Annotated in this window: 11 protein-coding genes and 1 tRNA gene; 3 read left to right on the top strand and 9 right to left on the bottom strand. The window is 67.2% G+C overall.

The features are described from left to right. Positions 1–221: 221 nt before the first annotated feature. Positions 222–455: a DUF2789 domain-containing protein gene (locus tag FAZ79_RS09095; RefSeq protein ID WP_136867655.1), complete on the top strand. Its 234-nt coding sequence runs from the start codon at positions 222–224 to the stop codon at positions 453–455. A 22-nt stretch (positions 456–477) separates the two neighbouring features. Here FAZ79_RS09095 and FAZ79_RS09090 read toward each other — a convergent pair whose 3' ends face one another. Continuing rightward, entirely contained in the window at positions 478–1,704 is a 1,227-nt protein-coding gene (locus FAZ79_RS09090) for a PatB family C-S lyase (protein WP_136867654.1), read from the bottom strand. Next, entirely contained in the window at positions 1,701–3,833 is a 2,133-nt protein-coding gene (ovoA, locus tag FAZ79_RS09085; RefSeq protein WP_211238829.1) for a 5-histidylcysteine sulfoxide synthase, read from the bottom strand. The genes FAZ79_RS09090 and ovoA overlap by 4 nt, the downstream gene beginning before the upstream one ends. A gap of 189 nt (positions 3,834–4,022) precedes the next feature. Between ovoA and FAZ79_RS09080 the strand changes: the two genes are divergently transcribed. Both FAZ79_RS09080 and FAZ79_RS09075 read left to right on the top strand, forming a co-directional pair. Beyond that, positions 4,023–4,478: an isoprenylcysteine carboxylmethyltransferase family protein gene (locus tag FAZ79_RS09080; RefSeq protein ID WP_136867653.1), complete on the top strand. Its 456-nt coding sequence runs from the start codon at positions 4,023–4,025 to the stop codon at positions 4,476–4,478. A gap of 223 nt (positions 4,479–4,701) precedes the next feature. Then, a complete protein-coding gene (locus FAZ79_RS09075) occupies positions 4,702–8,721 on the top strand; it encodes an EAL domain-containing protein (protein ID WP_136867652.1) in 4,020 nt (1,339 codons plus the stop codon). A gap of 83 nt (positions 8,722–8,804) precedes the next feature. On the opposite strand, the gene FAZ79_RS09070 is transcribed toward FAZ79_RS09075, so the two are convergent. From FAZ79_RS09070 to FAZ79_RS09040, 7 genes are all read right to left on the bottom strand, one after another. Continuing rightward, positions 8,805–8,881, bottom strand: a tRNA-Arg gene (locus FAZ79_RS09070). 81 nt (positions 8,882–8,962) lie between these two features. Next, a complete protein-coding gene (gene pgm, locus FAZ79_RS09065; protein WP_136867651.1) occupies positions 8,963–10,600 on the bottom strand; it encodes a phosphoglucomutase (alpha-D-glucose-1,6-bisphosphate-dependent) in 1,638 nt (545 codons plus the stop codon). Between the two features lie 77 nt (positions 10,601–10,677). Further along, positions 10,678–11,643, bottom strand: coding sequence for a bifunctional enoyl-CoA hydratase/phosphate acetyltransferase (locus FAZ79_RS09060; RefSeq protein WP_136867650.1), 966 nt, complete (start codon positions 11,641–11,643; stop codon positions 10,678–10,680). 45 nt (positions 11,644–11,688) lie between these two features. Next, positions 11,689–12,297 carry an SMC-Scp complex subunit ScpB gene (gene scpB / locus FAZ79_RS09055; RefSeq protein ID WP_136867649.1) on the bottom strand — a complete coding sequence of 203 codons (609 nt, stop codon included), beginning with the start codon at positions 12,295–12,297 and terminating at the stop codon, positions 11,689–11,691. Next, positions 12,294–13,154, bottom strand: a complete 861-nt coding sequence (locus FAZ79_RS09050; RefSeq protein ID WP_136867648.1) for a ScpA family protein — start codon at positions 13,152–13,154, stop codon at positions 12,294–12,296. The genes scpB and FAZ79_RS09050 overlap by 4 nt, the downstream gene beginning before the upstream one ends. After that, positions 13,144–13,800 (bottom strand): site-2 protease family protein, encoded by a 657-nt coding sequence (locus tag FAZ79_RS09045; RefSeq protein WP_197039203.1) that lies wholly within the window; start codon positions 13,798–13,800, stop codon positions 13,144–13,146. Before FAZ79_RS09045 ends, FAZ79_RS09050 begins: the two co-directional genes overlap by 11 nt. A 7-nt stretch (positions 13,801–13,807) precedes the next feature. After that, positions 13,808–14,425 (bottom strand): L-threonylcarbamoyladenylate synthase, encoded by a 618-nt coding sequence (locus FAZ79_RS09040; RefSeq protein ID WP_197039278.1) that lies wholly within the window; start codon positions 14,423–14,425, stop codon positions 13,808–13,810. Positions 14,426–14,564 lie beyond the last annotated feature (139 nt).

Raw genomic sequence — 14,564 nt, 5'->3', positions numbered from 1 at the left:
TTGAGGTCTTGCCAAGATCGATGCCGAGCGTTGCAATGGACATAGGTCTGTTCCTCCTCTGTTGCTGAATGGGTTTGTTCCTCCAAACAGCGTAATAGGGTGGGAGCAGGCCATTCCATTAAAAAAGCGACTAGAATCGAATCGAGAGCAAGGAAAACCCCAAGCCAGACCCACACGCATTCCACACGCGATACCGGCACCCGTCCGATGGAGGAGATCGCATGCAGCCACCGTTTCACCCCCTGAGTGAACTGTTCGAGCAACTCGGCCTGGACGCGGGCGAGGACGACATCGAGGCATTCATCGATCGCCATTCCCCCCTGCCGAGCGAGGTGGCCTTGAGCGACGCCCCGTTCTGGAACGAGAACCAGCGCCGCTTCCTACGTGAATCGCTGGCCGAAGACGCCGACTGGGCCGAGGCCGTCGACCACCTCGACGCCCGACTGCGCGACTAGACCACTCTGACCTGAGAAATCGTCAGGCGGGCCTCTGCCGCCTCGCGATCCGCTTCTCCCAGGCCTCGCGCAGTTGCGTCATGGCGCGTTCAATCACCCGCGTCGGCGTGGCCAGGTTGATACGCATGTAGCCACGTCCCGGCTCGCCGAAGATGATGCCCTGGCTCAGCCCCAACCCCGCCTCGTCGATGAAGAACCGCTGCAGGGACCGGTCTTCGGGCTCCCGGACCGCGTCCGACAGGCCCATGCCACGACAGTCCAGCCACAACAGGTAGGTCGCCTCGGGCGCCATCGGCTCGATCGGCAGGTCCTCGGTCGCCTCGATCACGCGATCGCGATTGACGGCAATGTGCCGCATCAATTCGGCCGGCCAGTGCGCCCCTTGCGTGTAGGCCGCCTTGAGCGCCGTGAGCCCGAACACCGAGCCCTCGCCCAGGTGCATGCCGCGGCGCTCTTGATCGAAGCGCGTTCGGATCTCGGTATCCGGGATCACGGCGTAACCCCCGCCGATGCCGGCGGTGTTGAAGGTCTTGCCCGGCGCGGTGACCGTGAACCAACGGCGGCCGGCCGCCTCGGCGACACGGGCGAATGGCGTGTGCCGGATGCCCGGGTAGGTCAGGTCCATGTGGATCTCGTCGCTGATCACCATCACGTCGTGACGCGCGCCGATCGCCGCAACCCGGGCCAGCTCGTCCGCGCTCCAGGCGCGGCCCCCGGGATTGTGCGGGTTGCACAGCAACAGCATCTCGGCCTCGGCGGCCTGGGCCTCCAGCGCCTCGAAATCCATCACGTAGCGCCGCCCGCCGTCGGTCGACTCCTGCTCGACCAGCGGATTCTCGACCAGTGTCCGCCCCTGGTCGCGCACCACCTGGAAGAACGGAAAGTACACCGGCGGCTGGATGATCACCCGCGCCCCGGGACTCGTGAAGGCCCGGATGGCCATCGCCATCGCCGGCACCACGCCGGGCACCGGCACGATCGTCTCTGGAGCGACCCGCCAGTCGTGCTGGCCGGCCAGCCAGCCGGTGATCGCCCCGACATGCTCGGCGGTCGGCTTGGCGTAACCGAAGGCGCCATCGGCGAGCCGTGCGGCCAGCGCCTCGGTGACGAAGTCGGGTGCGGGGAAGTCCATGTCCGCCACCCACAGCGGGATCACGTCCTCGCGGCCAAAGATCTCGCCGCGCCGGTCGTACTTCTCGCAGCCTGATCCGGGGTACTGGGCCAGCCGGGTGAAATCGGTCTGGCTCATGCCTTCCGGGCCCAGACCGTCACCTGGCTGACCGTGTGCTGATAACGCCGGGCCGTGTCGCGGATGACGAACGGGATGTCCGCCGGTTCGCCTACCAGCTCGAAGGTCGGCTCGAGGCGCTTGATCAGCGTGTCCAGCGTGGTGACGGGTCGACCGTCCTCGACATAGCCGCCCAGCCAGCGCTCCCGCGGTGTCACGTCCTCCAGCCAGGTGTAGGGCGAGGCCAGCACCAGCAGGCCGCCGGCATTGATGCGTCCGGCGATGTCGTCGAGGAACTTGCCCGGATCGTAGAGCCGGTCGATCAGGTTGCCGGCGAGCACCAGGTCGTAGCCGGTGAAATGCGGCTTCATGTTGCAGGCATCCTGCTGCCAAAAGTCGATGTTGTCGCGCGGCTCCAGGCCCAGCGAGGCCAGCGAGGCGGCCCGATCCTCGGTCAGCTCGCCCTCGGTGGGCAGCGCGTAGGCGATCTGGCCGTCGTCGAGCATCGCCTGGGCGATCTGGATGAAACGCGCCGAGAAGTCGAGCCCGGTGACCGAGTCGAAGTGCGGCGCGAGCTCGAAGGTCGCCCGCCCGGTGGCGCAGCCGATGTCGAGCGCCGCGCCATGGTTGCGCCCTTCCATCTGACGCAGGGCGTACTCGGCCAGCGCCCGCGGGAAGTTGGCCACGCCGAAGTACGAACGACCGTAGTGGAAGTCGCAGTACTGCGCGAGTTGCGCGTCGGTCTCGTAGTAGCTCTCGTCCTTCGAGGCCGGCGGGCGCACCGGTTCGCCCTCGACGTAGCGGAATCCGGCGTGCTGGAAGAAGTGCCGACGGAAGGCGTAACGGGCATCTCGCGTCGCCTCGTTGCCGGTCGAGATCCACGAGCCACCCTTGATCAGGTTGTGCTGGTTGTCGAAGGTCGGCACGGAGAAGTCGTCGTAGATCGGGTGCGGCTCGAAACCCTCGAAGGCATCGATGGGCGTCTCGGTCCACTGCCAGACATTGCCGATCACGTCATAGAAGTCGCCCTGGGCGAAGCGGTCGACCGGGCAGGCCGAGGCCCAGTACTCGAGGTTGATGTTGCCTGGCGCCCGCTCGCCCCATTCCGGCTCGTCGGGCACGCCGGCGACCTGGCGCAGGCGCTCGTACTCCGGCTCGGTGGGCAGCCGGATGGACTTGCCCGTGGTCTCGGCAAGCCAGTTGCAGAAGGCCTTGGCCTCGAGGTAGTTGACGTCCACCGGCCAGTCCCAGGGCATGTCGATCTCCCGGGTCATGGTGCGGTACCCCCAGGAGTCGCCACGTGGCACCCAGAAGATCGGGTGGACCGCGCCGCGGAAATCCAGCCAGCGGCGCCCCTCCTCGGTCCACCACTCGGGCGTCTCGTAGCCACCGGCCTCGACGAAGGCGAGGAACTCGGCGTTGGAAACCTGCATGCGGCTGGCGCGGAACGCGTCGACGTGCGTCGCCAGCCGGCCGTATTCGTTGTCCCAGCCGTACAGGGGGGCATCGTGCGACTTGCCCTGCACCACGGTGCCGCCGGTGACGTCGAGCAACTCGTTTACCGGTGCGGCCGCCGGTTCGGCCACGGCCGTGTCGCATATCGGCCACTCGTCATGCGGTCGCACCCACTCGAGGTCGAGCTGGCGGATCAGCACCGAGGACGTCTCCAGGTGGATGCGCTCGTGCTCGATGCCCATGAAGATCGACCAGGTCGGGTGGTCGTCCCAGCGCACCGGCGGGGTCCAGTCGAGCTCGCTGATCAGTTGGTCGACGCGCTCGCGCACCTTGCGACGGTACTCGCGTACGCGGTCGACGGTCGGCCAGTCGTAGTGATCGTCGTTGAGGTCGTCCCAGGACATCTCGTCGACGCCGATGGCGAACATGCCCTCGAGCTGTGGGTCGATGCGGGTGGTCGCCTTCGCGGTGACCAGCTTGTTGATATAGAAGGTCGCGGTGTGACCGAAGTAGAAGATCAGCGGGTGGCGCAGCGGTTCGGGGCGCTCGTAGAAGGCCTGGTCGTCGGTGAGCACCTCGAACAGCTTTTCGTAGGTATCCATGGTGCGGTGGAAGTAGGCGCGCACCGCTTCGCGCTTGCTCTCGGCATCGGTTCCCGTCAGCAGGACCGAACGGCTCTTGAGTCGGGACAGCATGACAATCTTCTCCTTGGACGGTTTTTGCACCGATCAACGAACGGAAAACGCAGGGAATATCGACCGACTTTAGGCTATCGAACCACGGGTATAAACCGCGCTGGGCCCGGCCCGGGATGTCTTTCGATCCACGGGGGCACTAGACTGCGCCTGGGACACGTATCGCAACCACCGTCAGGAAGACCCGCCATGCTCACCAAGCTGATTCCCCCTCCGGTCGCCCTGTTGATTGCCATTGCGCTGGTCTACGCGCTGGCGACGCTCTGGCCCGGCGCGACCCTCGACTGGCCCTGGCTGACCTGGCTCGCCTGGGGGTTGTTTGCCACCGGCGGCCTGCTCATGCTGGCGGCCGTGATCTCGCTGGCACAGGCGCACACCACCATCAACCCGATCCATCCCGAGCGCACCCGCCACCTGGTCACCAGCGGCATCTACCGACTCAGCCGCAACCCGATCTACCTCGGCGACGCCTTGCTGCTCGCGGGTGTGGTCTGCTGGTTCGGCCACCCGGCGGGCGTTTTGGCCATCGCCGCGTTCGTCGGGTTCATCGACCGCTTCCAGATTCGCGGCGAAGAACGCGTGTTGACGCAGCGCTTCGGTGCCGGCTACTCCGCCTACCGCGCCCGCACGCGTCGCTGGATCTAGCAGGCGACAGATACTCCCCAGCCGCCGCTACGGCCAACCCGCGCGAATAACCCATCAAAAAACTTTGATTTGTGTCAGAGACGACAAACAATTAGCGTGGCTCAACATTGGCGGCCTCTCCGGTCGGAATCATCCGACTCGATCTCGATTCGAGTCCGGATCGATGACCCGACTGACCGAACATGACCGCCCCGCGTAACCACCGGTGTACTGCCAGGCCCTGATGACCCCCGCCGCCGACAGCCCACTACTGACCAAGTCCTATCTGTTGATGGTAGTCGCCGCCTGCCTGGCCATCGGCAGTGTCGGACTGGTCGCGCCGCTGCTGATCACCGATCCGGGCCCACTGGGTCTGCCACTGCCGCGCGAGAGTGCCCTCGCGGCCCTGCTGGCCGGCCTGGGACTTGGCGCCCACCTGCAAGGATGGCGGGTACTGCACAGCGGTGCCGGGCTCGCCTTGCTGGCGCTGGTCGGCTACAGCCTGGCCACTCACGGCATCCATCTGCCCGCCAGCCTCAGCCCCGACCACGGCGGCGGTCACGACCACCTCTCCATCGAGGCCGCCCTGCTGCTGGCCGCCATTGCGGTCAGCCTGATGATCCCCGGCACCTCCCGACTGGCGCGTCGCCCCTGGCGCTGGGTCGGCGCGCTGATGCTGTTCCTTGGCACCATCTCGGTGTTCTGGATGCTGCTCGGCAACACGCCATGGCTGCAGTTCCAGTCGACGGCCGCCTGGGTGGCCGCGCTGTTCACCCTGTTGTTTGGCGGCGCCATGCTGCTCGCCGGCCGGCTGCGCGACAGCGATCTTCGCGAACTGGGATCGATCGCCGTGACGGCGGGGCTGCTCGGCTCCCTGATCGCCGCCCTGGCGTGGTACCAGCTCTCGCTGCTGCACAACCGCGACCTGCAGGCGATCGGTGAAATCCAGCTCGACCGCGTCGAGAGTGTCAGTCACCAGGCCCTGACCGACCGTGTCCACACCCTCAAGCGCCTGGCGGAACGCTGGCAACTGATCGGCAGCCTGCCGACGGCCGATTCGATTCGCGAGAGGGAGGCCGAAACCTACCTGCGCGACATGCAAAGCCTGCTGGTCGTGGCCATGCTGGACCGCCAACAGGACGTGGTCTGGCACGCCGATCGCGGTCGCCGTGGCGGTGAACTGCTGGCCGACTTGCTCGCCAAACCCCAGACCCGTGACTGGCTGTCGCAGCGCGATCCGTCACCACGCCTGCTACTGCTGGACGACCCATCCAGCCACGGCAACAGCAACAGCCTGATCGCCGTTCCCATGGTCAACCCGCAGCGGCGCGAAAAGCAGTTCCTCGCGTTGCTCGATTTCGACAGCCTGCTTCACCAGGCACTGCAACCGCAGGCACAACCATTGGCCGTTCACCTCGACACGGACGATGGCGTGCATATCGAGCTCTACAGCGACCCGGAGCACCACGAGCACAAGGCGGTACTCGCGCAGCGCGAACTGACGCTTCCCTTCGGACCGACACTGTCGGCCCGCAGCTACCTCGAGGATGGCCAGCAACCGCTCATCGCCTCGCTGCTGCCCTCGGCCGTCACCCTGATCGGGCTGGCGATCACCTACCTGATCGTGCTGATGCTGGCGCTCGGGCAAAATCGTCTCGCCCAGACCCGCCGCCTGGCCGCGGCCCACCGCGAACTGGAATCCCAGCAGATCATCCAGCAGATGATCCTGCATTCCGAATCGCTCGAACACACCCTGACGTCGGTCTGCGAACTGATGGAGGAGCACGACCCCGACTCGCGCTGCTCGATCATGCTCAGCGACGAGTCGGGCGAGAACCTGCATCTCGCCGCGGCACCCAGCCTGAGCGCCGCCTACCGCGCGGCAATGACCATGATCCCGATCACCGATATCGGCACCTGCGGCACCGCAGCGAATCGGCGCGAGCCGGTGATCACCGAAGACATCGCCAAGGACGACCGCTGGACCGGGTTTGCCGAACTGGCCGCCGACAACGGCCTGCGCTCCTGCTGGTCCTACCCGTTGCTGGCTTCCGACGGCACGGTGCTCGGCACCTTTGCCAGCTACCGCGGCGAGCCGGGCACGCCGTCGCAGACCCATCGCCGCCAGATCGCACGGGCCGCGGACCTGATCTCGCTTGCCATCGAACGTCACCGGGATCGCTCGGCCCTCGAGGAAAACGAGCAGCGCTACCGCTCGCTGTTCGCCTACAACCCGGACGCGGTCTTCTCGCTGGACAGCCGGGGGCGGCTGAAGACCTTCAATCACGCCACCGAGGCCATGCTGGCCCGCCCGCACGTCGACCTGTCCGGCCAATCACTGATCGAGCTGATCGACGCAAGCGAACGACAGACCATCCAGGAGGCCGTCGATCGCACCCTGCGGGGTCGGACCCAGGTCACCGAGCTGACCGTCACGCACGACGACGCCAGCCGGCACGAGTTCGACGTCACCTTCCTGCCGATGGTGATCAACGGCCGGATCGAGGCCGCCTACGGCATTGCCAAGGACGTGACCGTCCGCAAGCGACAGGAACGGCGCCTGCGCACACTCGAGCGTAGCGTCGAGGCGAGCATCCATGGCGTGATCATCGCGGACGCACGTCAGCCCGACCTGCCGATCGTCTACACCAACGCCGCCTTCACCCAGATCACCGGCTACCGGGCCGACGAAGTGATCGGGCGCAACTGCCGGTTCCTGCAGGGCGAGCAGACCGATCCGGCCGCCATCGATCAGATCCGCCTGGGACTGGCCGCCAAGCAGCCGGTGCGCGTATTGCTGCGCAATTACCGCAAGGACGGCAGCCTGTTCTGGAACGAGTTGCATATCGCCCCGGTGGAGGACGAGCACGGCGAGGTCACCCACTTCGTCGGCCTGCAGAATGACGTCTCGGCGCACAAGTCCTACGAGGCGCAGCTGGCCTTCAACGCCACCCACGATGCGTTGACCGGCCTGGGCAACCGGACCCTGTTCGAGGATCGCCTGACGCACACCGTCGAGCTCACCCGCCGTCGCGGCACCCGGGTGGCGGTGCTGTTCATCGACCTCGACGAGTTCAAGCCGATCAACGACAGCCTCGGGCATGCCGTGGGCGACAAGATCCTGATCGAGGTAGCGCGCCGGCTCGAGGAACAGATGCGCGCCGAGGACACCCTGTCGCGCTTCGGCGGCGACGAGTTCGTCGCCCTGCTGGCCGACATCGACGGCGAGGACGAGGCGCTGATGGTGGCCGAGCGGCTGCTGCCCGAAATCGGTCGCCCCTACCGCATCGACGAGCACGAGCTGTACCTGAGTGCGAGCATCGGCATCGCCATCAGCGAGCCGGGTCAGGAGAACGCCACCGCATTGATCCAGCAGGCCGACATGGCGATGTACCGGGCCAAGCAACAGGGCCGGAACACCTGCCAGATCTTCAACGAGGACATCGACACCCAGGTGCGCCACCGCGTCGGCCTGCGCAATGACCTGCAGGAGGCACTCGAGCACGGCGATTTCCAGGTCTTCTACCAACCGCTGGTGCTGGGCGAGGAGCGCCGCATTGCCGGGCTCGAAGCCCTGCTGCGCTGGCAGCACCCCACCCACGGCTGGATCTCGCCGGCCACCTTCATCCCGCTCGCCGAGGAAACCGGCCAGATCATCCCGTTGAGCGAGTGGGTGCTCGAGCGAGCCTGTCGCGACATGAAGACCCTGGTCGACCACGGCCTGAAGGACGGGCGCGTGGCCATCAATCTCTCGCCGGTGCAGTTCAACCGGCCCAACTTTCTCGCCACCATCCGCCGCATGCTCGAGCTCAGCGGGTTGCCGGCCAACCGGCTCGAACTCGAGCTGACCGAAGGCATCCTGATGAACGAGACGGAAACGGCCATCGAGACACTGCACCAGCTGCGCGACAGCACCATCAGCGTCTCGATCGACGACTTCGGCACCGGCTTTTCCAGCCTGAGCTACCTCAAGCACCTGCCGATCGACAAGATCAAGATCGATCGCAGCTTCATCCAGGGCGTGGAGCACAGCGCCGACGATGCCGCGATCGTGCAGGGCGTGATCTCGATGGCGCACCATCTCGGCATCAAGGTGGTCGCCGAGGGCATCGAGACCGAGGCCCAGCGCGACATCCTGGTCGGCTGGGGCTGCGACATCCTGCAGGGCTATCTGTTCGCGAGGCCGATGCCGCTCGACGAGCTGACCGGCTGCCTGCGTCACAACCGCCAGATCGCGGATCACATCGACCCGCCCACGTCATGACGCTACCCTGACGCCACGAAAAAACGCCCCCGGAGCCGTGCTCGCGGGGGCGTTTTTCGTTGGCGATGCCAGATCACCGTGTCTGGTGCGCCCGACAGGATTCGAACCTGTGACCTTCGGCTTCGGAGGCCGACACTCTATCCAGCTGAGCTACGGGCGCGTTCTTGGCGAGGAGGCCTCACCAGGCAAGGGCGGCATGATAGCGGCTTGACCGCCTCACGTCCATGGCACGCAGCCGCTATCACCCATTCAGCGCGTCACCCACCACCTGCTCGGCCTGGGCGAAGATTTCCTCGAGATGGCCGGGGTCACGGAAGCTCTCGGCGTAGATCTTGTAGATCGGCTCGGTCCCGGACGGGCGCGCGGCGAACCAGCCGTTGGCGGTTTCCACCTTGAGCCCACCGATCGGCGCGTCGTTGCCGGGCGCCCGCGTGCGGATGCCGGTAACCGCCTCGCCGGCCAGGGTGTCGATGGCAAGCGAATCCGGGTCGAGCGCCTTGAAGCGCGCCTTCTGCTCGTCGCTGAGCGCGGCATCGCGGCGCGCGTAGAACGGCTGGCCGTACTGGTCGATCAGCCGATTGAAGCGCGCCCAGACGTCCTCGCCGGTCACCGCGAGGATCTCGGCGGCCAGCAGGCCCATGGTCAGGCCATCCTTGTCGGTATTCCAGACCTCGCCGTTGCGGGCCAGGAAGGTGGCGCCTGCCGATTCCTCGCCGCCGAAGCCGAGCCAGCCGTCGGTCAGGCCGGGCTGAAACCACTTGATGCCCACCGGCGTTTCATAGACCTCGCGGCCCAGGCCGCCGGCGACGCGGTCGATCATCGAACTCGACACGATGGTCTTGCCCACCTTGAGATCGTGGCGCCAGTCGGGACGATGACCGAACAGGTAATCGATGGAGACCGACAGGAAATGGTTGGGATTGATCAGCCCGCCCTCGGGGCTGACGATGCCGTGGCGATCGGCGTCGGTGTCGTTGCCGAAGGCCACGTCGAAGCGGTCCTTGATCTTGAGCAGGCCCGCCATCGCGTAGGGCGACGAGCAGTCCATGCGGATCTTGCCGTCGTGATCGAGCGGGATGAAGCGGAAATCCGGCTCGACCTGCCGGTTGACCACGGTCAGGTCCAGCCCGTAGTGCTCGGCGATCGGCTCCCAGTACGGCAGCCCCGCCCCGCCCATCGGGTCGACACCGATCGACACCCCGGCGCGGGCGATCGCCTGCATATCGACGACCGTGTCGAGTGCCTCCACGTAGGGACGGATGAAGTCCACGCCCTCGGCCGACTCCCCCTTGATCGCCCGTTCGAACGGCTGGCGGGCGATTCCCTGCCAATCGGCCAGCAACTCGTTGGCACGCGCTTGGATCCAGCCGGTCGCGCCGGTGTCCGCGGGCCCGCCATGCGGCGGGTTGTACTTGAAACCGCCGTCGGCCGGCGGATTGTGTGACGGGGTGAGGATGATGCCGTCGCAGCGTGCCCCGCCGGCGCGATTCGCCGCGATGATCGCCTGGGAGATCACCGGGGTCGGCGTGGGGGCATTGTCGTGCTGGTAGCGGAACCGCACGCCGGCCGCCGCCAGCACCTCGACGCAGGTCATGAACGCCGGCCAGGCCAGTGCGTGGGTATCGAAGCCGATCAGGATCGGGCCATCGGTGCCCTCGCGCTTGCGGTAGTCGACCAGCGCGGCGGTGACCGCGGCGATATGGGCCTCGTTGAACGAGCCGTTGAGGCTCGAGCCGCGATGCCCGGAGGTACCGAAGGAAATGCGTTGCGACGGGTCCTCCACCAGCGGTTCGCCCTGGTAATAGGCACTGATCAGACGGGGCACGTCGACGAGGAAGTCACGGGGTGGCGTCTGGCCGGCTAGTTCGTGCAATGGCATGGGTCGGGAATCCTTCGGCTATACAGTCGTTGACGTCTGAGGCGTTTCACGCGCCCGCGTGGCCGGGCGGGCGTCAATCAATGCGGCAGGTGACCGCAGCTGCCGGCCTCGAACGGCGGCAGCGGGTCGACCTCGGCCTGGCGGTGCGACGCCACGCGGGCCAGGGCCAGCGAGGCGATGCGCACCGCTTCGGGATCGGCCCGCGAGGTGAGCACCACCGGCACGCAGGCGCCCAGGACGATGCCGGCAAAACGCGCCCCGGCCAGGTACTCGAGATCCTTGTAGAGGATATTGCCTGAGACCAGATCCGGAACCAACAGGATGTCGGCGTGGCCGGCCACGGGGCTGATCAGGCCCTTGATGCGCGCCGACTCGCCCGAGATCGCCGTGTCGAACGCCAGCGGCCCGTCGATCTGCGCGTGCGCGATCTGGCCGCGCTCGCCCATCTTGGCCAGGCAGGCGGCATCCAGGGTCGAGGGAATGGCCGGGTTGACCATCTCGATCGCCGACAGGGCCGCCACCCGCGCCCGTTGGTTGCCCAACCACCAGGTCAGGTTGACCGCATTCTGCAGGATCTCGACCTTGGCGCGCACGTCCGGCTGGATATTGATCGCCGCGTCGGTGATGAACAGGAGCTTGTGGTAGCTCGCCATCTCGGCCATGAACACGTGCGAGATGCGCGGGCCGCGTCGCAGTTCGCGGATGATCGGCCGCAGGAACACGTCGCTGTGAATCGCCCCCTTCATCAGGAGGCTCACCCGGCCCGACTCGACCGCGTCCACCCCGGCGCGGGCCGCCTGCTCCGGCCCGGCGGCATCGACCACCGGGAAGCTCACGCCCTGCTCGGCCATCAGCGCCTCGATGCGAGCCGCCCGGCCGATCAGTACCGGCTCGATCAGCCCGGCGTCGGCGGCGTGCCGCGCCGCCTCGACGATTGGCGCCTCGTCGGCCCCGACCACGGCCGTCGGGGCCGGCGGCAGGCCCCGAGCCTCCTCGATCAGTTGATCGAGACTGCGTATTTCATCGGCTGAATGTCCTGTCATGTCCCTTCCCTGTCGTCACGCGGCGCCGGGGCCCCGGCCATGCCGTCACACGTCGATGTCGTCCTGCCCGGCGAAGCGTTCGAAATCCGGCAGGTCCGCGAGCGAGTCGAGGCCGAAATCGGCGAGGAACTCGCGCGTGGTGCCCAGCATTTCCGGCCGCCCCGGACTGTCCTTGACCCCCAGGCTCCTCACCCAGCCGCGTTCGGCCAGCTGCTTGAGGATCTGCGGGTTGACCGCCACCCCGCGCGCCGCTTCGATCTCCCCACGGGTGATCGGCTGGCGCCAGACAATCAGCGCGAGCGTCTCCAGGGCCGCGCGACTGAGCTTCGGCACCCGCCCCGGTTCGCCGGCCTTGAGATACGGGGCCACGGCGGCGGTGGCCACCAGGTGCCAGACGCGGCGCCCCCCGACCTCGCGGGAGGCCAGCTCGATGAAGCGATGCGACTCCCACCGGGCGGCTACGCGAGCCAGCGTCGCCTCGAGCAGCTCCGGCGCGGTCTCCTGCCCCACCATCGCCCCCAACGAGTCCAGTGACAGCGGCTCGTCGATCGTCAGCAACAGGGCCTCGACCAGTTCGACCAGCCCCTCGGGCGGCTCGCTGCCGCTTGAGGCGCGCTGATCGGGGGGCATCGCGGGTGGTGCCTTGTCGGTCATCCGGGCATTTCCTCCTCAACGGTCGGTTCGGCGGGCGAGCCGGCCAGGCGAAACAGGGTCACGGGGCCGAAGGGCTCGTCCTGCGACCAGTCGAGTGCGTGGGTGCGCGAGAGTTCCAGCACCGCCACGGTGGTCACGGCCACGCCCATCCGCCCCTCCTCGGGACGAAATACCTCGGCCAGCTCGCAACGGCTCCGGTCCGCCAGCACATCGAGGATATCGGTCATGCGCTGTCGAATGGAAAGCCCCTCGGCGCGCACGTGGTGGGCACGACGCACGCTGCCCTCGCGCAGCAGCCCGTTCATCGCCGCGATCAACCCGGCGAGATCGGCCGGCACCGGTGGCGCGGGCAGCTGCTCGGGCGGCTCGACCGACAACGCGAACCAGTCGCGGCCGCGGCGGGGCCGCTCGTCCAGGAGACCGGCGGCCCGGGTGGTGCGCTCGTACTCGAGCAGGCGCTCGACCAGCTCGGCGCGCGGGTCGAGCGGTTCCTCCTCGTCGTCCTCGCGCGGCTCGGGCGGCAGGAGCATGCGCGACTTGATCTCGGCCAGCCAGGCGGCCATCAGCAGGTACTCGGCGGCCAGTTCGATCGCCATCGACTTCATCAGGGCGAGGTACTCGAGGTACTGCTCGGTGACCCGTGCGACCGGGATCTCGAGGATGTCGATGTTGTGCTTGCGGATCAGGTAGAGCAGCAGATCCAGCGGCCCCTCGAACTGCTCGAGCCAGATCGCGAGCGCATCGGCCGGGATGTAGAGATCCAGCGGCAGCTGCTCGAGCGGCTGGCCCGACACGCGCGGCGTGGCATCGACCCAGCGCCGCGAATCGTCTGCCGGGATGTGGGCTTCAGAGGACATGGATCAGGGCGTTGAACCAGCCGAGCAGCGTGCCCATGATCGGCAGCAGGATCGCCGAGAGCACGCCAGTGACCAGGAGCACCACCACGATCGGCAGCCCCCAGGGCTCGAGGCGTGACATCGTGTCGCCCCAGCGTGCCGGCAGCACGGCCACCAGCATCCGACCACCATCGAGCGGCAGGATCGGCAACAGGTTGAACACGGCCAGTATCAGGTTGATGAAAATCCCCACCTGCCCCATCAGGGCCAGCGGTTCGGCGAACGCCATCCCGCCGTCGAGCCCCTTCAGGGCCAGGACGGTGACCAACGCCCAGCCGAGCGCCATCACGACGTTGACAGCCGGTCCGGCGGCGGCCACCAGGAACATGCCGCGACGCGGGTCACGCAGGCGGGCGGCATTCACCGGCACCGGCTTGGCCCAGCCGAAGACGAACGGGGTGAACAGGTACATCAGCAGCGGCACGACGATCGTGCCCAGCCAGTCGACGTGGCGGATGGGATTGAGCGTCAGCCGCCCGGCGCGCTTGGCGGTGGGATCGCCCAGCGCGTTGGCGACATAGCCGTGGGCGGCCTCGTGGACGGTCACCGCCAGCAGGATCGGCAGGATGCCGATCGCGATCTTCTGCAGGAACGAAAGCTCCAGCACGTCCGGCTCAGTCCGCCAGCTCGGGCGGCACGCCGCCCAGCCCCTCGCGCTGGACGTCGAAATCATCACCGGTCAGGTCGAGCACCGTGCCCGGGATCTGCTCGAGAAAGCCCGCGCCGGCGATCAGGTCGACCTGGTTGGTGACCGCGGTGGGAAAGAGCGCCGGATCGTCGAGTGGCTCGTCGAGGTCCGGGATCACCAGCGAGGCGCTCAGGATGGGGGCATCCAGGGCCTCGAGGATGGCGCGCAACACCACCTGCGAGGGCACCCGCAGGCCGATCGAGCGCTTCTTCTCGTGCTGCAATCGCCTGGGGACCTCGCGCGTCGCCGGCAGGATGAAGGTGTAGGGGCCGGGGATATGGGTCTTGAGAAAACGAAACTGGACGTTATCCACCTTGGCGTAGACCCCCAGCTCGGATAGATCGCGCACCGACAGGGTCATATGGTGGATGCCATCGTCACGCCGGATGCGGCCGATACGCTCGATTGCGTTCTTGTCCTCCAGACGGCAGGCCAGCGCGTAACCCGAGTCGGTCGGCACGACCACGATCTGCCCGCGGGCGATGGCGTCGGCGGCCTGCTTGACGAAGCGTGGTTGGGGTGTCTCGGGATGGATGTCGAGCATCTTGCTCATGGGTGATCCTCGTGGCGGCAAATGGCAGTGGCGGCGGGCCCGGTTGTCGGCTGAAGAAGCGGATGGCCAAACGGCTCGCTCCCCGCACCCTCACGCCCATGTTAGTGTACTGCAAGCGGCCGCAGGGACG

The organism is Guyparkeria sp. SB14A, assembly GCF_005096345.1.
Classification (GTDB): domain Bacteria; phylum Pseudomonadota; class Gammaproteobacteria; order Halothiobacillales; family Halothiobacillaceae; genus Guyparkeria; species Guyparkeria hydrothermalis.
The sequence above is the reverse complement of the archived record's forward strand: the minus strand, read 5'-3'. Positions and strand labels throughout refer to the sequence as shown.